Origin of the sequence: Marinobacter sp., from assembly GCF_033722735.1 — a bacterium.
GTDB lineage: Bacteria > Pseudomonadota > Gammaproteobacteria > Pseudomonadales > Oleiphilaceae > Marinobacter.
Genome location: NZ_JAWVYN010000002.1, coordinates 89,478 through 113,375, shown reverse-complemented (window position 1 = coordinate 113,375; position 23,898 = coordinate 89,478). Strand labels below are relative to the sequence as shown.

Here is a 23,898-nt window from a genome sequence, read left to right as displayed (position 1 = left end):
ACGTGGTTAAACCCGCCGCAGCAGGATCTTGATCATCGACACCCACGCCGAGGTATAGAAAAAGTCCCGTCTTAGCCCCCTGAAGATATCCAGTAGTGGTTCCAGCAGGGTCTTTTCGGCACTGGCAATGGCTACACCCCGGCAAACGTACATATCTGACCAGGCCCGGGCGATGACTTTGTCCGAGATTACGTTCGGATTGTTCTTAAGAAATTTACGGAGTATCACGAACGCATTGTCGTAACGCTTACGATAGTTATTCGACATTTGCCCGGGCCAAACCCGGTATATGAATGTTTTTTCGTCAACATAATGGAACTTCCAATCCACGGAGTATCTGAGCCAAAGGTCCCAATCAATGCCCATTGGTAATTCTTCGTCAAAATATCCGTTACGTTCCAGGCAAGTCCTTCGAAATACAGCGGTACCGAAGGGAATAAAGTTCTTTACCACCAGCTGGTCTGTGATTAATCCACTATGGCACTCGTAGGCCTGAGGTTTGTAGAATTCGCGGCCATCTCCATCCATGCAGGACCCATCGCTGTATACCACGCCGACTTTCGGATCTTCGAAGTACACCATTTGCACCGACAGCTTTTCGGAGCGCCATAGGTCATCCCCATCGCAAAATGCCATGAAATCGCCCCGAGCTTTCTTCAATCCGAGGTTTTTTGCCTTCGTCTGTCCACGATTCTCGGTCTTGAAATAACGAACGCGCTCGTTTCCTTGGAACCGCTCCATCACAGCTTCGGTGTTATCGGTTGAGCCATCATCGATAACGATAACCTCGAGATTTTGCCATGTCTGATCCAACACGGACTGCACAGCATCGGCGACATATTGCGCCATGTTGTAGGAAGCGATGACTACGCTTACCATTGGTTGTTCATTCATTTGCTACACCTTGCATATTGAAAACCGATACTTCCCTGATGGTTCCTGAGCGATAGCCCCCACATCGTTGATTTCTATACGGACAGACTCGTCAAAGGTTTCTCGCATCGCCTGGATCAGCCCCGGGTCCGTATTCGCGTCGTAATCGTGGCCTTTAACCCGGTTAATCGTGATCAGGTCGATCGACTCCTGCACCAGCTGCATTTGCTCAATCCCCGGGATCCTGGAGAGCGTACGCTCTATCAGGGAGATACCGGCCACCTGCCCGCCGCTTGGCAGCACCAGAAAATCGGCCACCCTTCCTTCCAGCCTTTCCAGGATGGGTAACCCCCTACCGCAACGACAACTACGTTCACTGTAGACCCCAACATCCTCCACCCGGTAACGGATCAGTGGCATTCCGTAATTGTTCAGATCAGTTAGTACAATTTTCCCAGGCTCACCCGGCTTCACGGGTTGATCATTACTGTCCAGGAGTTCAACAAAAACATGGGGCGTATTGATATGCATGCCATCATGCTCTTCACATTCACAGGCAATCAGACCGACCTCTTCACAACCATATCGGTTGGTCACCGGACATTCGAATGCCTGTTCGATCAATTTTCTTTCGTGATCCAGCAACATCATAGAAGTCGCCACGATGCCTCGAGGCCGAAGATCGCCTATCTGATTGTCAACGAGGTACTTGGCGAAAATAAAAATGGAATGGGCATGACCGAACACCGCTTCGGGCTTCACCCTTCGCCAATGGGCCACGAATTCGTTCATGGAGTCAGGGTTCAGGTCCATGGTGTCCAAATAGATTGTCCGGTCATGGAGATGATGGCGAAGAACCTGTTTGAGCCCGACAGGCGTTGGCGGATTGCCCCAAACCGCGGCTTTTGCCTGCCCGATATCCCAACCGGACCAGCGGTCTGCCATTAACTGGGCGGCGTTTCTGTATTCCTGACAGGTCTTGTCGAAGTAGAGTTCTAGGGAAACCCCGGTGGAACCGCCGGTCTTTGCCTGAACCAGATTGTCCCTTTGGAACTGCTCACTGATGAACTGTGGCAGGAAGTTTCGGACCTCCTTCTTGGTGGTAACAGGTACCTTTTTGAAGTCTTCGAGACTGAAGTTGTCATCCGTAAAACTCAGTCCATTGGACTTGAACAAGTTGCGGTAATACCAACTGTGTTTGGCCGAATACCCGACCATCGCCTTTAGCCGCTGCGTTTGGTAATTGCGGAGCTCTGCTTCATCCCACCACTGCATGGATTCCAAACGTCGCCATTCCGTTAGCCTCTGGCTACCCTCTTTCAGATCCCAGAGCGGGTGAAACACATACTTGGATAGCGCTGCAATCATTCAGTATCCGCTCCCTGTGTAATCGACTGGTACAGATCGATATGCCGTCGCAGCATCGTGTCCAGCGAGTATTTATTGGCCAGCCTGTCCATGCCTGCCTCTCCCATCCTTCGTCCCAACTCCCTGTCATCCAGTACCTGAGCAATACGATTGGCTAACGACCCGGTATCCCCCACTTCGACCAGAAAACCATTCACCCCGTCAGCGACTATCTCGGGATTACCTCCGGTACGGGTACAGACAACTGGCTTTCCGGCCCGCATGTATTCGATGACGGCATTCGAGAACCCTTCCGATTCCGAGCACAGCACCGCTACATCAAAGTTATTAATTTCCTGCTCTGGAGCCTGCACGCTACCGGTGAGACAGACGTTCCGAGTCAGCTCTAAATTGTCAACGAGCTTTTGGTACGGAACGGGGTCTCCTCCACCGACTATCCGCAGCTCTATATCCCGGCCCTGATTGACCAGAATCGCGGTAGCCCGAATCAAGTCATCTATCCGTTTTATGGGCCTTAAATTCGCAACGATACCCACCACCGGGCGATGAGGTGGATTTTCTGCGACCGGGCCAGTGCGGCCGTCGGACTCAATGTGAGTATAGCCGTTGTAGATCACGTGCAGCTTGCCAGCAGGTAGACGCTCCATCTGCTTGGTGTATTCCGCAACCGCCCGGCTGTTACAAACCGCCCCGCTGACAAAGCGTCCCGTCACCCGGAGCGCCATCAGGTAAGCACGGGTATACCAGAACCCCATATCCCGACGCGAAATCAATGTCCGCAGCCCCACGAGCCTCATGATGGGCGGGCAAATAATCGATGCGTCATTAAAAAACACGTGCACCAGGCAATAGCCCTCCACCTTAAGTTGGCGGGCATAGCGCAGAACTCGCAACCAACTCTGAGCCCCAGCCAGGCTGCCAACACCCAGTTCATCTATGGGAACCGGGAAATCACCATTCCGCGAATAGTCGGTACCCCGCAACACCGCGAAACGGACCTCCCAGCCCCGCTCCAGCAACCCCCTCACGAGCTTGAGCACCTGGCTTTCGGTACCCGCGTAGGGGTTGTTGTACTGGTCCATGACAATACTGAGCTTCAAGCCAACACCTTCCTATAGACCGTCTCGTACTCCCGCATCATGGCGGATTCCGAATAGTGCTCAGCCACCTGCAGCCGGGACCACTCAACCGCCCTTCGAACCTCCTCCGACCGGCCCAACCGAGTCGACAGGGCTTTGGCCAGCTCGACCGGCGATCCGCTGTCCAACAGCCGGCCGCCCCTGCCATCCCCCATGACTGCAGGCATGTCTCCCACCCGGCTTGCCACCACCGGGAGACCAACACACATGGCCTCCAATAACGTTATGGGAAGGCCTTCTGTGCGCGAGGGCATGCACAGTACATCGGCGTTTGCCATTACGGCGGGTACCGCGTCTACATAACCCGGCATCCGAACCCTCCCTGACAGCCCCAGCGCAGTGGCCTGCGCTTCCAGGCCGGCCCGAGCGGGTCCCTCCCCGATAATCAGTAACCCGGCATTCGGGAACGTCTCCGCCAGGATAGAGAGGGCCTCAAGTAAGCGGTCGAAGCCTTTTTCATGGGATAGCCGACCCACACCGAGGATCAGGGGCCGGTTTCCAGAAACGAAGGCACTCAAGTCATCCGGTATCTCTGCCGCGGCGGCCGCTTGCACGCGGGCAGTGTTGATCCCGTTGGCGATCACCGAACTGTTGTCGGAATGTCCGATACGTGCCGGCAACTGCGACCTCATCGCCTCGGAAACCAACACCACATGATCCATGCGGCCCAGGACCAGCCGATCCAACCTTTCGTAACACCAGCCCTTGGTGAATCTGGGGGCCCTGATATAGCCATGCAACGTGGCAACCAGCGGTACCCCCCGGTACCTTGATGGCCACAACCCCATCAAAACATTGAACTTGTAGCCATGGGAATGAAGCAGGTCATAGTGATCAGCCCTGGCCCAACGCACCAGCTCTCTTGCGCCCTCCAGGTTAAATCCGGCCGCCATCCGCCAAGGCGTGACTGGTAATCCCTGATTCTTTGCCGCCCTTTCCAGGGGCTTTTCTTCCTCATCGGGAAGACCAGCGCTGATAATCATTGGAGAGAGGCCCGCCTTCATCTGCTCCGACACCAGCGTAAGCAAGACCTGCTCTGCGCCGTAAAGTCCCCCGCTATCGATCAGGTGCAAAACTTTCATTAGCCTTTCCTGGGCGTCCAGGTAACTTTTTTCTCCCCTCTGGCGAACGCCAGGCATGCCTTGAACGAGGCAATGTTCAGCAACATGAAGTAATACGGGATAGCGCAGAACACCGGGCTGGCCACATTGTTCTTTTCATTCCTCAAGCCAACCCAGGACAGGCCGTAAAAAAGCAGCAACCCCAGAACGGCCAGGCCGTAGAACCTCCCGTGTCCAACCAGCAACAGTCCCGAGACCGTCATCAGGAACAGCGGAATGAATGCCAGGTAACGCAGCAGCTTGTGGGATACCAATTGCAGGCTAAAGAAGCCATATCTAAGAGGGTTCATAAGATGACGCATATCCTTGAGCGCCCACAACGCCCGAAGGCTTACCCGAACACGCATCTTGAATTCACTCTGCCCTTCACTGAGCGCATGTTCCCGTAGCAGCGCGTCATCCTCATAAACCACCCGAAAGCCCTGCTCAACAACCTTCAGCGGTTGCACAAAATCCGGGAGTTGATCGGCCCTGAGAGGCTGATAGAGGGATCGTCGCATCCCATCAATTCCACCATCGACGCCAACTACCGATCCAATGGCGGTCTCCTGGGTACGCAACCAGTTCTCAAATTTCATGTAGGCACTGCAGCCGTCTCCAACCAGGCTGCCATCCGGGTTCACATAGATCATCTTCCCGGTCACGTAACCGACATCAGGGTCTGAAAAGTTCCTCACAAGGCGTTTGACCGCCGAAACGTCCCACTCGGAATTAGCATCCGAGAACAGCAAAATGTCGCCAGCGGCCTGGGGAACCAGTGCGTTGAGGCCCGCGGTCTTGCCCTGACGCGGTTCTTGGCGAACGAGCTTGATAGGGACCTCGGAATCGACTGCCAGCTCCTTGACGATGCCATCGGTTCCATCGTCCGACTCATCCGACACCACAAGAATTTCCAACCGGTCTTTCGGATAATCCTGCGCAAGCTTGTTTTCCAACGTTGAACGGATGTCCTGGGCCTCGTTATAGGCCGCAATGAGTATGCTGACACTTGGGGCAAAACTATCCGCCTGCCGGATCGGACACCCGTAGTAGAGGGCAAGAATCCGGACCAGCAGTGGATAACCCAGGTAGATGTAGAACAGAAGTATCAGTGATAGCCAAAAAAGGAGTGTTGCCATGATCTTGGGGTTCCTAAGCCAATTACGTAGGTCTCAAGCGCCTGAATTCTGCGTTTTTGCAGGAACCGCTGCGGCCCTACCATGACGATCGCCCGCCGTACGTTGTCCGTTGCCGGCTTGCCCCGGATCCAGAACCCCCTCCTGAATCAGCACGTCGCTGACTGTGGTGAAATGAAAACGTTGCAGCAATCGGGTTAAACGCCCCTCGCATCGCTCCAGGTTGTTGTAGTGTCGGAACCGGGATAACCACCGCACTTCCAGGCGCGGTTGGCCCGGGTCCACCTCCCAGGGATGCAGGTAAAAGACAAAGGGGTGCCCCTGGCGATTGATCTGCCCCAAGCCCCACTGGGTGAACCAATACGGGAACAGGCGGAAGTAGCCGCCTCCGGCAATCGGCAGGACGTACCCAGGCAGCTTTAGTGTGCTTAACGGGAACTCGGCAAGCTCAAGCCCCGTTTCGGTCTCCAGCCGATGGGGCCACCGCGGCGTACCGGGCATACCATAACGGTCATGATGCACCGGAAAAATTGAGGAATCCCAGGTGAAACCTTCCTCGCAAAGAATGTCGAGCGCCCACCGGGACTGTTGAGTTATGGAATAACTCGCTGCGCGGTAGCCATTGACCGGCTCACCAATAATGTCCTCGAGAATCCGCTTCGACTTTCGCGTCTCTTCCCGAAACGTTTGTGGCGACTGTTTATAGATGAGCTGATGGCTATAGCCGTGACTGGCGATCTCATGGCCGGCCTGTCGAATCTGCCGCACCAGCCCGGGCGAGCGCTCCGCCACCCATCCCAAGGTGAAGAATGTCGCGCGGGTACCCGCCTCCGACAGCCTATCCAGAAGCTTTGCCGTGTTGGCTTCGACTCGATATTCCATACTGGGCCAGTCATCCCGACTCACGGCCTCGGCCAGGGCCGCCACCTGGAAGTAGTCTTCCACATCAATGGTCAGGGCGTTGGCTTTTTCGTCCATGTGCACTAAATCCGCCTCACTTGCCCAAGCTAATCCTGGATCTGCCTACAGCAGCCTGTACTCCAGAGCGAGCTCAAACCAGTTATCTTCGTATTCATTGTTTGGGAAATTGCTGTCACGGCTGGAGCGTCCCGCTCGCCCAATGACATCAAGCTTCCGGGTTGCCTGATAGGAAAGCCCAACGTCGACGTCAACGATGGTGTCATCCTGATCCTCGGGTTCAAAAGCGCGTCGTTCAAGCCTTGCCCCCAGTAAACCGTCCAGTCGGGTGACAACGGGAAAACGGACGTTCATATCCACACCTCGGCTGTCTTCCTCGTCATCCGTCTGCAGGTAGTCCGATTTATTGAGGAAGGCGGCGATCTCTAACCGAGAGCGGTCGCTGTAGATCGTCTGCAGGCCTGTTCGCACGGTGGTGACTTCAACGCCAATGGTCTCCTGGAGATCGACAGTGATATCACCTAGCTGCACATCGAATGCAGCTGTCTGGTCGGTAAGTTGATGCGAAGCGCTGAGAAAAAAGACGGTTGAAGCCGATACATCACGTTCGAGGGACATTTCACCGACCACCGCGTCACTTTCGACCATCGTATCCATAAACCGGCTTTCGTACTCCGAGTACCCTACCGAACCAACGAGACGCGTCGCGCTCCAGGTTTGATTGAAGGTCAGGCTGAGTGTATCCCGGTCAATCTCTTCATCAGTCTCCAGCTCGGCCCGGTCGGCGACAAATTGAATACCCAATTCCGTTGCCCGGCTAAAGGTGTGATTTAGCCAGACCGAGCCCACCAATCGATCGCTGTCTATATCGCTGTTCTCTTCAAACGTTGTTTTTTCGTACTGCCCAGAAAGCTCAATCAGATCCACCTGACTTACCCTGGCCGAAACCACGGGCCCCGTTCTGAATACATTCTTTCGGGTTCGGTTGTCTGGCGTATCCACACTTTGCCCGTTCTGGACGACGTCCTGCATGTTATCGGCCAGCTCCCACCTAAGGTTGTCGGTCAGGGAGCAATCCCCCAGGAAGGCCAGCTCGGTGTAGGTCTCAGGGTCAAAGCTGTCGTCCGCCCACACCCCATATCCAAAATCCGCCGCTGTTTGAGCGCTGCAGGCCCCAGGATCGGTTTGGTGGTCAAATCGAACGGTTACCCGGGTTTCCACATCGTCTTCCGCGTTCTCGGGAACTCGAGTGGCATTGTCGCTGTACCGGTTTACCAACCCCAGGGTGAGATTGGGCGGTTCAGCCAAGGCTGTTTGGGACAGAACCATCGTTAAAAACAGGACGAAACGGTTTACGGAAGGAATGTCACCCGGTAACAACCTTTTTCTATCCATTAATCACGGCTCCGACAAACTTGTCCTCGCTGAATGACGTTACGGCCTGTTCAATACTGATCGGTGTCAGCCTGCCGTGTGGAACCACCAGCATCGTGTAATCACAGAGTTCAGAGAGAATCCGGGCATCCGGGGAGTCCGAAATTGGCGCCGTATCCAGAATGATAAACCGATCCGGATATCGTCTCCGTACCGCCTGCAAAAACTGCTTCATCCTGAAGGAGGTGAAGAACTCCGCTGGCGTCTCGCGCCGGCTGCCTGCCGGAATCAACCGCAACCTAGGTATTCCGGTCGGATACAGTATCCTGGCGATGTCGTAGTCCGGTTCATCCAGAAAATCCGTCAGTCCCATTTCCGGCATGATGTCCAGGGTTGAATGAAGAGACGGCTCTCGGAGATTACAGTCAATCACCAGAGCAGTTTTTGACTGATCGAAAGCAAATGCCGCCGCCAGGTTCAGCGCCACAAACGACGAACCAGCCCCTTCTGCGGCACCGGTTACCACCAGAGTGAAGTTGTTTCCGGCGGAAATCTCGATCAACTTCGTCCTGAGGTTGCGAAAATGATTGACCAGTTTCCGGTTGACAGACTCGGGGTAAATGATACGACGCTCGTCGAGATCGTCGTTGGTGAAGGTGCGGGGTTCTTTCATCCGCACGATCTGCCGACTGTTCACATATCGGTCTACCGCCCCCTGGCCCAGTTCCAGTGAACTGGGAACCAGTAAACGGGAATCATCCCAGTCCCTGTAATCTTCGCCGTTAACATTCCGATCCTGCTGGTTTTGATCGCCGTCAGCCCCGGTTCCAGGGTGGTTGCTGGTATCCTCAAGGTCATTCTCTCCAGACATGTTGCGGTCATGCCTGTTTCCGGAGTCATTCATTACAGCACCTCCAGAATTGCCGACGCAGCAACCGCAATATACAGAACCGCGACAATGACTGAACTTAGCATCACTATGGTCGTTACCCGACGGTCCCTGCGAACTTCAAAGGGTGTGCGTATCGGCGGGATGGTTTCCAGAACCACCAGTTCGAGTTCTTCCTCCATCTGCTCCCGGGTGCGGATTCGCGGGTCAATCTGCAGCATCCCCATAGCAGCACCAAAGGGTGCGGCCACCCCCAAGAGGAGACCGGCTACCGCAAACATGGGGAACTTGAGCCCATCCGGCCCCAGTGGATACTGGGCACTTTCATTGATCCGGTAGTTCAACCCCTGTCCCTCAATATCCAGATGCATCGAGACTCTCGCTTTTTCCCTGCGCTTGAGAAGGTCATCGTAGATCTGTCGATTCACTTCCATATCCCGGGTGAGCTCCGAGTACTGTGCCTTGTTTTCCTGGATGCGCTCCATTCGCTCGGTCTGCTCATTCATCAATGCACGGATGGAGCGGATTCGGGTCTCCGCAGTCTCGATGTCTGCCCTCGTTGTTGCCAACGCTGAGCGGATCTCCTGATAAACCGGGTTCGCGATACTTTCGCCTTCAACCATTCTGACCGAGCCAGGATCTTCCTGCGCCCGCCGCTGTTGACGGCGCAACTCTTCCAACTGTTCCTGCAGAATGACAATATCCGGGTAGGTGTCGTGATACTGGAGACGCAGCTCATCCAACTGCTCTTCCTTGGATCGAATGCGTTCCTGAAATATATCCGTAGCCCGTCCCTGCACTAGGGTGGGAGATACGCGGCTGAGCTCAACTTCCAGCGTTTGAGCGCGAGTCACCAACTGAGCCTTCTCCAGCTGGGCCAACTCCAGTTGGCTACGCAGGTTGGCCATTCGCGCATTCGCTTCGGCTTCTGTTCCATCCACATTCTCAGACAGAAACTGCTTCAACCGCTCCTCAACCTGCGCGATCTGCTGTTCATAGCTGCGCACCTGCTTGTCGATAAATTCATACGCGCCCCGACTTTCTTCACGTTTTCGCCGGTTATTTTCTTCGATGAACGCCTGTCCCAACCTCTGCGCAACGGTAAAGGCGAGCAAGGGCGATTCTGCCCGGAAAGCGATGCTAAAATAGCGGTCCCCCCGGGTGCCGACACCCAGGTTTGCCCTCAGCCATCCGATACGGCCTTCAAGCTTCTCTGGGGTAATCCTGCTGGCTTCCTCCCCAAAAACCGCGGGATCCTTGGCAATCTCCTCCAGAATTTTCCGGCTCCACAACAACTCTTTTGCCGCCGAGGCCCGTTCATTGATTTCCGTCGTAACCGCACTTCCTTCCATCAGAGGGCGGATAATATTCTGATCATCCACAAAGATGATCACTTCAGAGCTGTATTTGTAGGGCCAGATAAACCCGGCCGCCAATACCGCAAAACTAACGCCAGTGAACAGGAGAAAGGCCAACCATTTCCGCGCCCGGACTTCGCGGATTACTTCACCTGGAAACTGGGATATCGGAAGAGCCATGACTGCGTCCTAGCTTGAAGCTTATGTGATACATGGATACGAATTGGCCGGACTAGAATCCGCGTTCTGGCACGGTCAAAATATCACCGGCCCGGAGCGAGTAATTGGTGCGAATATCACCATTGTTCAAAATATCGCCAAGCTTGACCGGAATGGCGACCACCTCGTTGTCCACTACCCGATAGAGCATGGCATTGTTTGGAGCGGCAAAAGGATTGATTCCGCCAGCGCTAAGCACCATGTCAAGAACGGTCATACCAGAACGGTGAGCCATCGACATGGGCTGTTCCACCGCTCCGGTGACCCGCACCCGATCGGTATACTCATGACTGTTCATCGAGGTTACAACCACACTGACCTGAGGCTCCCGGATGTACTCATCGAGGATGGCTTCAATGTCGTCGGCAAGTCTTTCCGGAGTTTTACCGCTTGCTCTCACATCCCCCACCAACGGCACTGAAATCATGCCATCCGGTCGAACCGGCACGGTGATGCTCAAATCGGGGTTGCGCCAGACAGACACCGAAATTTCATCGGTTGCACCGATCACATACTCACCTGGAGCCTCCGCCGCCCCCATATTGAGTGCCTGGGCAATCTTGTCAGGAGGAGAGGAAATAGGTCCCACACAACCAGTCATCACAATCACAGAAATCAAAACTACTGTACGACGTAAAAAACGAACCACCCACGACATCGTTTATCCTCTCGTCAACTGGTCAATACTTAGCGTTGTCCAATAACTGCACCAATTCAAGCTCACCTGGACCCTTTTTTAAACAACACCACCTCCACCGTCTGGATGATGATGAGCAGATCCAAAAGCAGGCTCTGGTTCTTTATGTAATAGAGGTCGTAGCGGAGCTTTTCCCGGGTATCCTCTTCGCTTTCCGCATAGGCAAAGCACAACTGGGCCCATCCCGTGATCCCGGGCTTGACCCGGTGCCGTTCGTTGTAAAACGGAATGGATTCCGTCAGTTGTTCGACGAACATTGGCCGTTCGGGCCTGGGGCCGACAAAGGCCATGGTTCCGTTGAGGACGTTGAATACCTGGGGTAGTTCATCGATCCTTACCTTGCGTATAAACGCCCCCACCCGGGTAACCCGGGTGTCGTTCTTCTGTGCCCACATCGCACCGTTCTTCTCCGCATCGGTTCGCATGGAGCGAAATTTATGCACCTTGAAGATGCGACCATCCAAGCCCACCCGTTCCTGGCTGTAGAAAATGGGCGCCTTCAATCCGTCCTCAATCTTAATGGCCAGCGCGGTAAGAGCCATCACAGGCAAGGCCGCCAGCAGGAGGGTCGCCGAGGCAAGGATATCCAGAGCGCGTTTGCCCAGGCCTGAAACCGATGACACAGTGAATCCGTCGGTGAATACCAGCCACCCCTGGGTAATCATCTCCAGGGCTACTTTGCGGGACTCCCTTTCGTAAAACGCCACACCGTCCACGATTCCAATGCCCTCCATTTTGCATTCCAGGAGGTCTTCCATCGGTAACCCCTTGCGTCGGTCGTCCACCGCCACCACGATCTCACTGACGGGGTGGGACTGAACATGCTGGTAAAGGCTGTAGGGAAGGTGCAGAAGCTGGTCTTCCGGCACCACAGATTTTTCGCCCGGCAGCGGCACAAAGCCAGCAAGTGTAAAGCCCTTCCGGTTGAAGGGGGTTCTCAAGTCGTCGAGCAGTTGTCTGGCGCGCTCTCCGGAACCGAGCACCAACACCTTTCGCTTGAAGGTATCTTTGCCCATCAATGCGTAGAAGATGGTGCGGGCTATACCCAGCAACAGAACAGCCAGCACCGCCGACGTCGTCATGACACTGCTGCCCCCCAGGTACCAGAGCCATTCTCCGGCCAGCACATAGGCCATGCCGGATAGCGGGAGACTGATGATCAACGCCATGATAGTACGCAACATCATGCCGGACATCCCTTCCTCCAACCGGGACTGGTGGACGCCGATGGCGGTCATCACCAACAGACTCATGACGGCAAAAACAACCGCTGAAGGGAGCGCATAGGCCAGATTGGCCAGGAAAAAGCTCATCTCGCCGAAGTAGCGGAAAAAGACGACGAAGCAGAATGAAAAAATCAGGACGAGAAAATCAATCAGCCCGAGCAGCAGGAAAGGCAGGTGCAAATAGTGTCTGAACAATCTGACGTGAGCCACGCCAACTCCTTGTGGTTCGCACACATAAGAACCCCGCGCATCCATTGCCTCGGGATTGAAGGTGTATTTTTGTAACAAATTGTAGTGGATCTGCGTGAAAGTTCAATGAGCCTGGAGGTCACAGTGCCAATAATTCGGCCAATTCGTTAACCGAGGCACACGCCAGGGCCTGCGGTGCCTGAAACAGATTGACAATTTCGTTGCAACGCCTGGCAGGAAAACAAGTGGCTAGATTGCTGAGAAATTTCTCTTCCAGCAACGGAATGGCTTCCTTCCGCCGACGCCGGTGACCGAGTGGGTACTCCACTTCCACCCTGCCGGTGCTTTCACCGCCGCGAAAGAACACTTCCACCGCATTGGCTATGGACCGTTTTCCGGGTTCCAGGTAATCACGACTGTATTCCGGGTTTTCCTTCACCTCCATTCGCGTCCGTAGTTCATCGATTTCGGGATGGGCGGCGTGGAAGGCATCCTCATAATACTCCGCCCGGAGATCGCCGAAGATCAAAGGCACCGCCGTCATGTACTGCAGACAGTGATCCCGGTCCGCGGCATTATCCAGCGCACCCGCTTTGGAGATGATCCGGATTGCCGATTCATGGGTGGTGATGACCACCCGCTCAATCTCACCAAGCCGGCCTTTTACCCTGGGGTGCAGCAAGACTGCTGCCTCAGCGGCCGTTTGCGCATGGAATTCCGCCGGAAAGGAAACCTTGAACAGTATGTTCTCCATCACGTAGCAGCCGAACGGCTGGGGTAAAGAGAATTTCCGTTGCTTGGCGGGCTTTATCGCCTGGTCGCTGCAGGTCTTGCTGAACAGTACGTCGTAAAAGCCCCATTGGGGCGCGGTAAGAACCCCGGGGATTCCCATTTCCCCTTTCATCGCAATCAACGCCAGTTGCAAGCCACGGGCGCTGGCATCGCCGGCCGCCCAGGACTTCCTGGATCCAACATTCGGAGCGTGCCGATAGGTACGCAATGCCTGGCCGTCCACCCAGGCGTGGGATAATGCCGCCAGCATCTGCTCCTGGCTGGCTCCCAGCAACTTGGCGGCAACTGCGGTGGATGCGACTTTAACGAGGACTACATGATCCAGCCCAACCCGGTTAAACGAGTTTTCCAGGGCCAGCACCCCCTGGATTTCGTGGGCGATGATCATTGATTCAAGTAGGTCACGGACGGCGAGTGGCGCCTTGCCCAAAGCCAGGCGCCGCTGGGAAAGGTAATCCGAGAGGGCAAGGATGGCCCCGAGGTTGTCGGAAGGATGCCCCCACTCCGCCGCCAGCCAGGTGTCATTGTAGTCCAGCCAACGCACCATACAGCCGATGTTCCACGCGGCCTGGACGGGATCCAGGCGGTAAGTCGTACCTGGCACCCTGGCGCCGTGGGGCACGACGGTGCCGGGAACTGTGGGACCAAGTAACTTCGTACATTCTGGAAAACGCAGGGCAAGCAGTCCACAGCCGAGAGTATCCATCAGGCATAAACGGGCCGTGTCGAGCGCTTCTTTACTTGCCACCCGATAGTTCCGCACATAGTCGGCAAGGGTTTGAAGGACCTCATCGTAATCAGGCCGTCTATTGCTATCCACGTTAGCGACCATATCCCCACCTCGACGACGCTCACTAGGTCTTAAGTTTTCTACTTAATTCGATGAAGTACTTTTCAAGTACGTGGTAGAACACATAGGCGAAGATCACGCTAATCGCCAATCCAGCCAGGAAGATAAACGTTGTTAGCAGGGGCGAGGAATACCCGTTCGCCAGCCGTATCAGCAAACTCACTGAGGTCCACCCGACAATGGCGTGGGTCAGGTACAGGCTGTAGGAGATCCTGCCCAGGAACTGCAGAGGCTTTGCGCTCAACCAGTGAGTCCACACGGGTTTTCGTGCCGACAGAACGATAATGCCGAGTGTAAGGGCAGGCACTACTCCGTAGACAGCGGATTTGAGATGGCTGACCAGCCACAGGGAAATGAGGGCCATTGCGACCAGCGTGGACAACTGAATCCGTCCCTTGAGGTATTGGCATCCCGCAATCCCGAGAACAAACTCATTCAAATACGGAAAGATGGTCCCGGGAATGGGAAATCCGACTTCGGAAAACCTGAGGTATGGCGAGGCAAGGAGGACCAGGAACGCCGCTCCGGTCAGGGCCAACGCCAAGATGTCATGGTCTGACACTTTCAATCGATTCGCCAAATACACCACGGTGGCGAAACCAACATAGAATTGGAATTCCAGGCATAGCGTCCAGAATATCGACGAAATTGGCGCATAGCTCATGAGATCCTGTAGATAGAACATGTGGGCAGCTAAGGCCGCAGGGGTGGGCAATGGTTCGGCATGCTCTGGAAACAGCACGTTCTTGGAAACGATGAACAGGATGGCCAACGCGATGGTCGCCCAATAGGGCGGGTCGATACGTATGGAGCGTCGGAGGATAAACCTTGGAATGAAGAAACCGCTGGGCTGTGTATTCAGGACACTGTAGCTGATGACGAACCCACTCAAGACGAAGAAGATGTCGACACCCAAGAAACCAAACTCGAGGAAAGACTGTATTGCAGAGGGCACCCAGTCACTATCCCTTCGCTGTATTGCGCCCCAGAGATGGAACAACACCACCCAAGTAGCCGCTACGCCGCGAAGCCCATCAAGTCCCTTTAAACGAGCTGTGCCGGTATCCAAAATCACTCCATTGATTCAATTTGGATCAGTTGTGTAAGCGTATGGCCTGCTTTACAGCGCTCTCGCGAGTCCTCATACACTCATTGTCATAAGACCTTTGAGGCTATGTGCGATAGCCCCAACGGACTGCCTGGCCTTCCTGCCAAGCAGTCTGTCCCTTCACGCATCCCACTACGGTTGTACCGGTGGCACCCTGACCCAACCCTCCATGAGGATTCGGGCACTGCGGCTCATAATGGCCTTGGTGGCCGTCCATTCGCCGTCAACCTGACTGGCCTCGGCTCCCACCCGCAAGGTGCCCGAGGGATGGCCGAAGCGCACCGCATTCCGCTCGCCCCCGCCGGCAGCCAGGTTCACCAGCGTACCGGGGATGGCGGCCGCGGTTCCGATGGCCACGGCCGCGGTACCCATCATGGCATGGTGGAGCTTGCCCATCGACAGAGCGCGCACCAACAGGTCGACATCACCGGCCTGGATTGCTTTGCCACTGGAAGAGACGTAATCCTGGGGTTTGGCAACAAACGCTACCTTGGGGGTGTGTTGGCGTCCAGCCGCTTCCTCGATGCTCTGGATCAGGCCCATGCGAACAGCGCCGTAGGCCCGAATGGTCTCGAACCGGGCCAGCGCTTCGGCATCACCGTTGATCGCTTCCTGCAACTCGGTCCCCTCGTAACCGATGTCCTCGGCATTGACGAAAATGGTCGGGATGCCAGCGTTGATCATGGTGGCCTGGAGCTTACCGACACCGGGCACGTCCAGCTCATCCACCAGGTTACCGGTCGGGAACATGGCCCCGGCACCGTCGGCCGGGTCCATGAACTCGATCGCGACCTCGGCGGCCGGGAAGGTCACCCCGTCCAGCTCGAAATCCCCGGTCTCCTGCACCTGTCCATCGGTGATAGGCACGTGGGCGACAATGGTTTTCTCGATGTTCGCCTGCCATATGCGGACGGTGCATAGACCGTTCTGCGGAATACGATCCGACGCCACGAAACCGCTGTTGATGGCAAAGGCGCCAACGGCAGCTGTCAGGTTGCCACAGTTGCCACTCCAGTCGACAAACGGCTTGTCGATGGACACCTGACCGAACAGGTAATCCACGTCGTGGTCCGGGCTCTCACTCTTACTGAGGATGACCGTTTTGCTGGTACTGGAGGTGGCACCGCCCATGCCATCAATCTGCTTCTGGTAGGGGTCCGGGCTGCCAATCACCCGCAACAGCAACTTGTCCCGGGCCTCGCCCGGGACCTGGGCGGCTTCCGGCAGGTCCTGCAGCCGGAAGAACACGCCCTTGCTGGTGCCGCCACGCATGTAGGTGGCGGGAACTTTGATCTGGGGCGCGAAACTCATGCCGCCCCCTCCGCTTCCAGGAAGTCCTGGGCAAAGCGCTGCAGCACACCACCGGCGGAGTAGATGGACACTTCCTCGGCGGTATCCAGGCGGCAGATCACCGGCACCCGGTCCACGTCGCCGTTTTGACGATGAATGACCAGGGTCAGCGTGGCGCGAGGCTCCGGCGTGCCTTCCACGTCAAAGGTTTCGGTGCCATCGATGCCCAGGGTCTTGCGGGTGGTGCCCTCTTCGAACTGCAGCGGCATCACCCCCATGCCGATCAGGTTGGTGCGGTGGATACGCTCGAAGCCCTCGGCCACGATGGCCTCGACACCGGCCAGGGCCACACCCTTGGCCGCCCAGTCACGGGAAGAGCCCTGACCATAGTCGGCACCCGCCACGATGATCAGTGGCTGTTTGCGGTCCATGTAGGTCTCGATGGCTTCCCACATACGGGTCACCTTGCCTTCCGGCTCGACCCGCGCCAGGGAGCCCTGCTTCACTTCGCCGTTCTCATCCCGCACCATTTCGTTGAACAGCTTGGGGTTGGCCAGGGTGGCCCGCTGGGCCGTCAGGTGGTCGCCCCGGTGGGTCGCGTAGGAGTTGAAGTCCTCCTCCGGCAGGCCCATCTTGGCCAGGTATTCACCGGCGGCGCTGGAGGCCAGGATAGCGTTGGACGGTGACAGGTGGTCGGTGGTGATGTTGTCACCCAGCACCGCCAGCGGGCGCATGCCCTTGAGGGCCTTCTTACCCGCCAGGGCGCCTTCCCAGTAGGGCGGACGGCGAATGTAAGTGCTCATCTCGCGCCAGTCGTACTGCGGGTTGGACTTGGCCTGCTCGCGTTTGGTGATGTCGAACATCGGGATGTAGGTTTCCCGGAACTGCTCCGGTTTCACCGCCTGCTTGACGATGGCATCGATCTCCTCGTCGCTGGGCCAGATGTCCTTCAGCATGATGGGGTTGCCATCCTTGTCGTGCCCCAAGGCATCCTTCTCGATGTCGAAGCGGATGGTGCCGGCAATGGCGTAGGCGACCACCAGCGGCGGCGAGGCCAGGAACGCCTGTTTGGCGTAGGGGTGGATTCGGCCATCGAAGTTCCGGTTACCGGACAGCACCGCGGTGGAGTACAGGTCCCGGTCGATGATTTCCTGCTGGATCTTCGGATCCAGGGCACCGCTCATGCCGTTACAGGTGGTGCAGGCAAAGGCCACCACGCCAAAGCCCAGCTGCTCCAGCTCCGGCATCAACTCGGCATCTTCCAGATACATCTTCACGGTCTTGGACCCGGGGGCCAGGGAGCTCTTCACCCAGGGCTTGCGGGTCAGCCCCAGCTTGTTGGCGTTTCGGGCAATCAGTCCCGCCGCCACCATGTTGCGGGGGTTGGAGGTGTTGGTACAGCTGGTAATGGCCGCGATGATCACCGCGCCGTCCGGCATCTTGCCTTCTTCCTCGGTCCACTCGCCGGCAATGCCAAGGGTGGCCAACTCGGAGGTGGGCAGATGGGCGTGGGGGTTGGATGGTCCGGCCAGGGTTCGGACCACCTTGGACAGGTCAAACTTCAGCACCCGCTCGTATTCTACGCCCTTCAGGCTGTCGGCCCACAGTCCGGTTTCCTTGGCGTACTTCTCCACCAGGGCCACCTGGTCGTCGTCACGGCCGGTCAGCTTGAGGTAATCGATGGTCTGGCCATCGATGAAGAACATGGCGGCAGTGGCACCGTATTCCGGCGTCATGTTGGAGATGGTGGCGCGGTCGCCCACCGTCAGGCTGTCCGCCCCCTCCCCGAAGAATTCCAGGTAGGCGCCCACCACCCGTTCCTTGCGCAAGAACTCGGTCAGCGCCAGGACCATATCGGTACCGGTGATGCCCGGCTGCAGCTTGCCGGTGAGCTCGACACCCACGATGTCCGGCAGGCGCATCATGGAGGCACGGCCCAGCATGACGCTCTCGGCTTCCAGACCACCCACACCCACGGAAATCACGCCCAGCGCGTCCACCATCGGGGTATGGCTGTCGGTGCCCACGCAGGTATCCGGGAACGCCACGCCGTTGCGGACCTGTACCACCGGTGACATCTTCTCCAGGTTGATCTGGTGCATGATGCCGTTACCCGGAGGGATTACGTCCACGTTTTCGAAGGCGGTCTTGGTCCAGTTGATGAAGTGGAAGCGGTCGTCGTTACGACGGTCCTCGATGGCCCGGTTCTTCTCGAACGCGTCCTTCTCGAAACCGCCGTGCTCCACCGCCAGCGAGTGGTCCACGATCAGCTGGGTCGGCACCACGGGATTGACCTTGGCCGGATCCCCGCCCTTTTCGGCGATGGCATCCCGCAGCCCCGCCAGGTCCACCAGGGCGGTCTGGCCCAGGATGTCATGGCACACGACCCGGGCCGGGTACCAGGGGAAATCCAGGTCGCGCTTGCGTTCGATCAACTGTTTCAGGGCATCGGTCAATAGGTCCGGATCACAACGACGGACCAGCTGCTCCGCCAGGATGCGGGAGGTGTACGGCAGTTTTTCATAGGCGCCGGCCTGGATCTCATTGACCGCCGCGCGGGTGTCAAAGTAGTCCAGCTCGGAGCCGGGAAGCGATTTACGGTAGTTGCTGTTCATTGGTCACACTCATCAGGAATTCTTGGAAGGGGCAACAAAGGAAGGCACCGGATAGAGCCGGTGCCTCCGTACCAATCAGCGGTTTTCGATCGGCACCCACTCGGAATGCTCGGGACCGGTGTACTCGGCGCTCGGACGGATGATCCGGTTGTTGGCCCGCTGTTCCTTGACGTGAGCGGTCCAGCCGGAGACCCGGGACATCACGAAAATCGGCGTAAACAGTTCGGTCGGGATGCCCATGAAGTGATAGGCAGAGGCGTGGAAGAAATCGGCGTTACAGAACAGCTTCTTCTCCCGCCACATGACCTCTTCGCAGCGCACAGACACCGGATACAGCACGGTATCGCCCACTTGCTCGGCCAGCTTCTCCGACCATTTCTTGATGATGGCGTTACGCGGGTCGGATTCGCGGTAAATGGCGTGACCGAAGCCCATGATCTTTTCCTTGCGCTCGAGCATGCCCAGCAGGCCCTGCTCGGCCTCATCGGCAGACTTGAATTTCTGGATCAGTTCCATGGCTGCCTCGTTGGCACCGCCGTGCAGCGGACCGCGCAGGGAGCCGATGGCGCCGGTCACGCAACTGTGGATGTCAGACAGCGTGGAGGCGCACACCCTCGCGGTGAAGGTGGAGGCGTTGAACTCGTGCTCGGCGTAGAGAATCAGCGACACGTTCATCACGCGTTCATGCAGCTCGCTGGGCTTCTTGCCATGGAGCAGCGCGAGGAAGTGGCCGCCGATGGAGTCGCAGTCGCTGTCGGTGTCGATCCGTACGCCTTCGTGGGCAAAGCGGTACCAATAGGTGATGATAGACGGGAACACCGCCAACATGCGGTCGATCTTGTCGTCCTGCTCACTGAAATCCTGTTCGGTTTCCAGGTTGCCCAGCATGGAGCAGCCGGTGCGCATGACGTCCATCGGGTGGGCGTCCTTGGGAATCTGCTCCAGGGTCAGTTTGAGGGCATCCGGCAGGGTCCGCAAGCCACGCAGCTTTTCTTTATAGGCGTCCAGTTCCTGCTGGTTAGGGAGCTTGCCACGCAGCAGCAGATACGCCACTTCCTCGAACTGGGCCTTCTCCGCCAGCTCGGCGATGTCGTAACCGCGGTAGGTCAGGCCGGCACCGGTTTTACCCACCGTGCACAGTGCGGTTTCACCTGCTACCTGGCCACGCAGGCCAGCGCCACCGATTTTCTTATCAACCATGACTCTCTCCTCTTTACTTGTCTTTCTGCTGCTTGAACAGGGCGTCCAGCTTTTGTTCGAACTCGTGGTAGTTCAGGAAATCGTACAGTTCCATCCGGGTCTGCATCGAATCGACCACGTCTTTCTGGTCGCCCTTGGCCAGGATGTTTTCGTACACCGCCAGCGCGGCCTTGTTCATGGCACGGAAGGCACTCAGCGGGTACAGCACCATGCCGGCACCAGCTTCGGCCAGTTCCTGGCGGTTATACAGCGGCGTGGCACCAAACTCGGTAATGTTCGCCAGGATGGGCACATCCAGCGCCTCGGAAAACGCCTTGTAATGCTCCAGCTCGGTTACAGCCTCCGCGAAAATACCGTCGGCGCCGGCTTCAATGCAGGCCTGGGCCCGGTCGATCGCCGCTTCCAGCCCTTCCTGCTGGAACGCATCGGTACGAGCCATGATAAAGAAATCATCGTCCTGGCGTGCATCCACACAGGCCTTGATGCGATCCACCATCTCCTCCTTGGAGACAATTTCTTTATTGGGACGGTGGCCGCAACGCTTCTGGGCCACCTGATCTTCAATGTGGACCGCCGCCGCGCCGGCACGTTCCATTTCCTTGATGGTACGGCTGATATTGAACGCCCCACCCCACCCGGTGTCGATATCCACCAGCAGCGGCAGGCTGGAAGCGCCGGTAATGCGCCGTACGTCCTCGACCACGTCGTTCATGCTGGTCATACCGAGGTCCGGCAGACCATAGGACGCATTGGCGACGCCACCGCCGGAGAGATAGATTGCCTGGTGGCCCACCTTCTCCGCCATCATGGCCGCGTAGGCGTTGATGGTGCCAACAATCTGCAGGGGTTGGTTTTCTTTCAGTGCCTGACGGAAACGGGCACCCGGGGACAAGGTTGTGGACATGATCTCTCCTTAGCCAATGGGCTAGCTGCGTTGTACCTCATGGAGCCGGCAAAGTGACTCCAATAAATTCAGAATGTTAAAAGACCTTCTTCAATTTTCTGTTCAATATTTCGGCGAGCGGCATTGATGTGCCGCTTCATCAGGAATTCCGCAAGTTCACCATCACGCTGGGCAATGGCTTCGACAATACGACGATGCTCTCCCAGCGCCATGTGCGGGCGCCCGGCGGAGGTGCTCAATCGGTAGCGATACATGCGCACCATGTAATACAGGTCGCCCAACAGCATTTGTGCCAGTTTGGTGTTGCGACTGCCGGTGGCGATCCGGTGATGGAAGTCGTAATCCCCTTCGGCCTGATAGTAGGCCTGGCCCTGGGCCTGTTCGATCATGGCTTCGTGGGTGTCGAGGGTGGTCTGGAGATCGGCAATCTCCTGATCGGTCATCCGTTCCGCCGCCTGACGGGCCGCCAGCCCTTCCATGACTTCACGAATGCGATACAGCTCCAGCAACTCACCGGCACTGACGGAGACCACCTTCACACCGGCATGGGGCCGCCGCACCAGAAGACCCCGGGACTCGAGTCGCCCCAAGGCTTCGCGCAATGGCCCGCGGGTTAACTGGAAGCGTTCGCAGAGTTCCAGCTCGCCGATCTTCTCGCCAGGCGCCAGCTCGCCTTTGACGATCGCCGTTTGCAGACAATCGAAGGCCTCATCGGCACGGGTTTGGGTTTGAGGAAGGGAATCGAGCATTTTTGTTGACAAAATACCAGTTGTTTTCGGCGAATCTACGCCTGAAAGGCGATTTTGTCAACAATGCGTCAGGTACGAGATCAACGGGATGTCAACAAAGCCGGTTTTGTTAACAATCTCTTGGCCAACCCGGTTCTAGCAAACACTAATGGCACCTATCCACGCTCTGCGACTCGTTGGCCGGCCCAGCCCTGCGCCGCGCAGCCATGCGACTCTATGCCACCACACCAGATTTCAACACAGCGACTCGCGCCCTTGAGGCCGAGTGACTGCCATCGTTACTCCACACAACTGTGATATAAACCCCGATGCCAAGTCAGTTGTAACCACAGACAGTTTGGTTACACTTGGCAAACTTTATGCTAATCACTATTAAGCCCTGCCGTCAGGTGAAGGCATCTGCCAAAGCACAGGACCTGTAATAACACTCGAAAGGACGAAATGATGATCAAGAAGTGCCTCTTTCCAGTCGCCGGTTACGGAACACGATTCCTTCCGGCCACCAAAGCCATGCCGAAAGAAATCCTGCCCATCGTGAACAAGCCCCTCGTTCAGTACGGCGTCGAGGAAGCCCACGAAGCAGGCATCAACGAATTCGGCTTTGTCACCGGACGGGGCAAACGTGCCATTGAGGATCATTTCGACATCAGCTACGAGCTGGAACACCAGATTGCCGGTACCGGCAAGGAAGACCTGCTGACGTCCATTCGGGACCTAATCGACAACAACACCTTTGCCTTTACTCGTCAGAACGAGATGAAGGGCCTGGGCCACGCCATTCTGACCGGCCGTAACCTGGTGGGCGACAACCCCTTCGCGGTGGTATTGGCGGACGATTTCTGTGTGGTTGATGAGGGAGAAGACGGCGTACTGGCCCAGATGGTGAAGCTCTATAACCAGTTCCGCTGCTCCATCGTAGCAATCGAAGAGGTCCCCCAGGACGAGACCCACAAGTACGGGGTGATTGCTGGCGAGTCAATGAAAGACGGTCTCTACCGGATTACCGACATGGTCGAGAAACCGGCTCCGGAAGACGCCCCCAGCAATCTGGCGATTATCGGCCGCTACATCCTGACACCGGATATTTTCGAGATTATCGAACGCACACCACCGGGCAAAAACGGCGAAGTCCAGATTACCGATGCTCTGCTGGAGCAGGCCCGAAATGGCTGTGTACTCGCCTACCAGTTCAAGGGACAGCGTTTCGACTGCGGCAGTATCGACGGGTTCGTGGAAGCGACCAACCACGTCTACGAACATATCTACAAGAAAGGGAAGTAAGGCCACAGCGGCCGACTCCCCCTGGAGCCGGCCGCTCGCCTCAATCCGCTACAACCCCAGTGTCCGCATCACCATGCGGCGGGTCTTCGACGAGGCCTCGCGGAATGCGGCCAGTAGCTCCACCTCATCCCCTCTTGGCTGAACCTTCGCAAGCAAACTCTCCAATTCGGTCAATGCCTGGGCCAGGTCATTGCCGTTGCTGAATGCCAGCCCGGGGAGTTCCAATTGCCCCGCTTCCTGACCATCGGCCAGGTCCAGCAATTCATCGAGGGACGAATCGGTCTTGAAGCAGAGATCCATCAGCTCTTCGACGCTGGGGTATTCCCGGCGGCGGGGGTCGCCAGACTCCCAGGCCTCGACGCGCCGTTCGTCCACCCCACAAAGCCGGGCCAGGTCGGACACGGATAACTTCCGGTCCTCGCGAATCAACCTCAGACGCCGGTTCAGAGACTGCATATAACGCATAATCGGAGAACTCCCCCAGGGTAGTTAGCCAACGCCCAATTACAACCCGGTTATCCATCACTGGCAACGGCAGATCGCAGCAATCGCCATCATCGCATCTCGCCGTTTCAATTTCAGGGCGCAATCATCGAGCCAGGCATCAAAACTAGTTTGCACCC

20 protein-coding genes are annotated in these 23,898 nt (G+C 56.8%); 1 reads left to right on the top strand and 19 read right to left on the bottom strand.

What is annotated here, in order from left to right; all coding sequences use genetic code 11:
- Positions 1–6: 6 nt before the first annotated feature.
- The 18 genes from R3175_RS02385 to R3175_RS02300 all read right to left on the bottom strand — a co-directional run bounded on the left by R3175_RS02385 (position 7) and on the right by R3175_RS02300 (position 21,994).
- Entirely contained in the window at positions 7–894 is an 888-nt protein-coding gene (locus tag R3175_RS02385) for a glycosyltransferase family 2 protein (RefSeq protein ID WP_318942126.1), read from the bottom strand.
- 3 nt (positions 895–897) lie between these two features.
- Positions 898–2,241 (bottom strand): hypothetical protein, encoded by a 1,344-nt coding sequence (locus R3175_RS02380; RefSeq protein WP_318942124.1) that lies wholly within the window; start codon positions 2,239–2,241, stop codon positions 898–900.
- Positions 2,238–3,341, bottom strand: coding sequence for a glycosyltransferase family 4 protein (locus tag R3175_RS02375; RefSeq protein ID WP_318942122.1), 1,104 nt, complete (start codon positions 3,339–3,341; stop codon positions 2,238–2,240). Before R3175_RS02375 ends, R3175_RS02380 begins: the two co-directional genes overlap by 4 nt.
- Entirely contained in the window at positions 3,338–4,462 is a 1,125-nt protein-coding gene (locus R3175_RS02370) for a glycosyltransferase (RefSeq protein WP_318942120.1), read from the bottom strand. Before R3175_RS02370 ends, R3175_RS02375 begins: the two co-directional genes overlap by 4 nt.
- Positions 4,462–5,619 (bottom strand): glycosyltransferase family 2 protein, encoded by a 1,158-nt coding sequence (locus R3175_RS02365; RefSeq protein ID WP_318942119.1) that lies wholly within the window; start codon positions 5,617–5,619, stop codon positions 4,462–4,464. Before R3175_RS02365 ends, R3175_RS02370 begins: the two co-directional genes overlap by 1 nt.
- A 33-nt stretch (positions 5,620–5,652) precedes the next feature.
- Positions 5,653–6,594, bottom strand: coding sequence for an XrtA system polysaccharide deacetylase (locus R3175_RS02360; protein ID WP_318942117.1), 942 nt, complete (start codon positions 6,592–6,594; stop codon positions 5,653–5,655).
- Positions 6,595–6,639: 45 nt separating this feature from the next.
- Positions 6,640–7,929 (bottom strand): outer membrane beta-barrel protein, encoded by a 1,290-nt coding sequence (locus R3175_RS02355; protein WP_318942116.1) that lies wholly within the window; start codon positions 7,927–7,929, stop codon positions 6,640–6,642.
- Positions 7,922–8,812, bottom strand: a complete 891-nt coding sequence (locus R3175_RS02350; RefSeq protein ID WP_318942114.1) for a polysaccharide biosynthesis protein — start codon at positions 8,810–8,812, stop codon at positions 7,922–7,924. The genes R3175_RS02355 and R3175_RS02350 overlap by 8 nt, the downstream gene beginning before the upstream one ends.
- Positions 8,812–10,335, bottom strand: coding sequence for an XrtA system polysaccharide chain length determinant (locus R3175_RS02345; RefSeq protein ID WP_318942112.1), 1,524 nt, complete (start codon positions 10,333–10,335; stop codon positions 8,812–8,814). Before R3175_RS02345 ends, R3175_RS02350 begins: the two co-directional genes overlap by 1 nt.
- Before the next feature lie 52 nt (positions 10,336–10,387).
- Positions 10,388–11,032 carry an XrtA/PEP-CTERM system exopolysaccharide export protein gene (locus R3175_RS02340; RefSeq protein WP_318942110.1) on the bottom strand — a complete coding sequence of 215 codons (645 nt, stop codon included), beginning with the start codon at positions 11,030–11,032 and terminating at the stop codon, positions 10,388–10,390.
- A gap of 62 nt (positions 11,033–11,094) precedes the next feature.
- Positions 11,095–12,507 (bottom strand): TIGR03013 family XrtA/PEP-CTERM system glycosyltransferase, encoded by a 1,413-nt coding sequence (locus R3175_RS02335; RefSeq protein ID WP_318942108.1) that lies wholly within the window; start codon positions 12,505–12,507, stop codon positions 11,095–11,097.
- Positions 12,508–12,625: 118 nt separating this feature from the next.
- Positions 12,626–14,110 carry a bifunctional 2-methylcitrate dehydratase/aconitate hydratase gene (locus R3175_RS02330; protein ID WP_318942106.1) on the bottom strand — a complete coding sequence of 495 codons (1,485 nt, stop codon included), beginning with the start codon at positions 14,108–14,110 and terminating at the stop codon, positions 12,626–12,628.
- 22 nt (positions 14,111–14,132) lie between these two features.
- Positions 14,133–15,197 carry an acyltransferase gene (locus R3175_RS02325; RefSeq protein ID WP_318942104.1) on the bottom strand — a complete coding sequence of 355 codons (1,065 nt, stop codon included), beginning with the start codon at positions 15,195–15,197 and terminating at the stop codon, positions 14,133–14,135.
- Between the two features lie 171 nt (positions 15,198–15,368).
- Complete coding sequence (prpF, locus tag R3175_RS02320) at positions 15,369–16,547, bottom strand: 2-methylaconitate cis-trans isomerase PrpF (protein WP_318942102.1); 1,179 nt, start codon at positions 16,545–16,547, stop codon at positions 15,369–15,371.
- Entirely contained in the window at positions 16,544–19,141 is a 2,598-nt protein-coding gene (gene acnD / locus R3175_RS02315; RefSeq protein WP_318942099.1) for a Fe/S-dependent 2-methylisocitrate dehydratase AcnD, read from the bottom strand. The genes prpF and acnD overlap by 4 nt, the downstream gene beginning before the upstream one ends.
- A 75-nt stretch (positions 19,142–19,216) precedes the next feature.
- Positions 19,217–20,341, bottom strand: a complete 1,125-nt coding sequence (gene prpC, locus R3175_RS02310) for a 2-methylcitrate synthase (RefSeq protein ID WP_318942098.1) — start codon at positions 20,339–20,341, stop codon at positions 19,217–19,219.
- Between the two features lie 13 nt (positions 20,342–20,354).
- Positions 20,355–21,245 (bottom strand): methylisocitrate lyase, encoded by an 891-nt coding sequence (gene prpB / locus R3175_RS02305; RefSeq protein ID WP_318942097.1) that lies wholly within the window; start codon positions 21,243–21,245, stop codon positions 20,355–20,357.
- Positions 21,246–21,313: 68 nt separating this feature from the next.
- Positions 21,314–21,994 (bottom strand): GntR family transcriptional regulator, encoded by a 681-nt coding sequence (locus R3175_RS02300; RefSeq protein WP_318942095.1) that lies wholly within the window; start codon positions 21,992–21,994, stop codon positions 21,314–21,316.
- A gap of 444 nt (positions 21,995–22,438) precedes the next feature.
- Here R3175_RS02300 and galU point away from each other — a divergent pair, with 444 nt between their 5' ends.
- The gene (gene galU / locus R3175_RS02295) at positions 22,439–23,275 is read left to right on the top strand and encodes a UTP--glucose-1-phosphate uridylyltransferase GalU (protein ID WP_318942093.1); all 837 of its coding nucleotides are present in this window, start codon (positions 22,439–22,441) and stop codon (positions 23,273–23,275) included.
- 48 nt (positions 23,276–23,323) lie between these two features.
- Here the strand turns inward: galU and R3175_RS02290 are convergent, their stop codons facing one another.
- Positions 23,324–23,740, bottom strand: a complete 417-nt coding sequence (locus tag R3175_RS02290) for a helix-turn-helix transcriptional regulator (RefSeq protein ID WP_318942092.1) — start codon at positions 23,738–23,740, stop codon at positions 23,324–23,326.
- Positions 23,741–23,898: the final 158 nt, after the last annotated feature.

Excerpts from the sequence above, each read along its gene's own strand:
- R3175_RS02350 (WP_318942114.1), bottom strand. The coding sequence starts at position 8,812 with ATGAATGACTCCGGAAACAGGCATGACCGCAACATGTCTGGAGAGAAT.
- R3175_RS02360 (WP_318942117.1), bottom strand. The coding sequence starts at position 6,594 with ATGGACGAAAAAGCCAACGCCCTGACCATTGATGTGGAAGACTACTTC.
- R3175_RS02340 (WP_318942110.1), bottom strand. The coding sequence starts at position 11,032 with ATGTCGTGGGTGGTTCGTTTTTTACGTCGTACAGTAGTTTTGATTTCT.
- R3175_RS02330 (WP_318942106.1), bottom strand. The coding sequence starts at position 14,110 with ATGGTCGCTAACGTGGATAGCAATAGACGGCCTGATTACGATGAGGTC.
- R3175_RS02385 (WP_318942126.1), bottom strand. The coding sequence starts at position 894 with ATGAATGAACAACCAATGGTAAGCGTAGTCATCGCTTCCTACAACATG.
- R3175_RS02355 (WP_318942116.1), bottom strand. The coding sequence starts at position 7,929 with ATGGATAGAAAAAGGTTGTTACCGGGTGACATTCCTTCCGTAAACCGT.
- R3175_RS02290 (WP_318942092.1), bottom strand. The coding sequence starts at position 23,740 with ATGCGTTATATGCAGTCTCTGAACCGGCGTCTGAGGTTGATTCGCGAG.
- galU (WP_318942093.1), top strand. The coding sequence starts at position 22,439 with ATGATCAAGAAGTGCCTCTTTCCAGTCGCCGGTTACGGAACACGATTC.
- prpC (WP_318942098.1), bottom strand. The coding sequence starts at position 20,341 with ATGGTTGATAAGAAAATCGGTGGCGCTGGCCTGCGTGGCCAGGTAGCA.
- prpF (WP_318942102.1), bottom strand. The coding sequence starts at position 16,547 with ATGAGTTTCGCGCCCCAGATCAAAGTTCCCGCCACCTACATGCGTGGC.
- R3175_RS02380 (WP_318942124.1), bottom strand. The coding sequence starts at position 2,241 with ATGATTGCAGCGCTATCCAAGTATGTGTTTCACCCGCTCTGGGATCTG.
- acnD (WP_318942099.1), bottom strand. The coding sequence starts at position 19,141 with ATGAACAGCAACTACCGTAAATCGCTTCCCGGCTCCGAGCTGGACTAC.
- prpB (WP_318942097.1), bottom strand. The coding sequence starts at position 21,245 with ATGTCCACAACCTTGTCCCCGGGTGCCCGTTTCCGTCAGGCACTGAAA.
- R3175_RS02300 (WP_318942095.1), bottom strand. The coding sequence starts at position 21,994 with ATGCTCGATTCCCTTCCTCAAACCCAAACCCGTGCCGATGAGGCCTTC.
- R3175_RS02345 (WP_318942112.1), bottom strand. The coding sequence starts at position 10,335 with ATGGCTCTTCCGATATCCCAGTTTCCAGGTGAAGTAATCCGCGAAGTC.
- R3175_RS02365 (WP_318942119.1), bottom strand. The coding sequence starts at position 5,619 with ATGGCAACACTCCTTTTTTGGCTATCACTGATACTTCTGTTCTACATC.
- R3175_RS02370 (WP_318942120.1), bottom strand. The coding sequence starts at position 4,462 with ATGAAAGTTTTGCACCTGATCGATAGCGGGGGACTTTACGGCGCAGAG.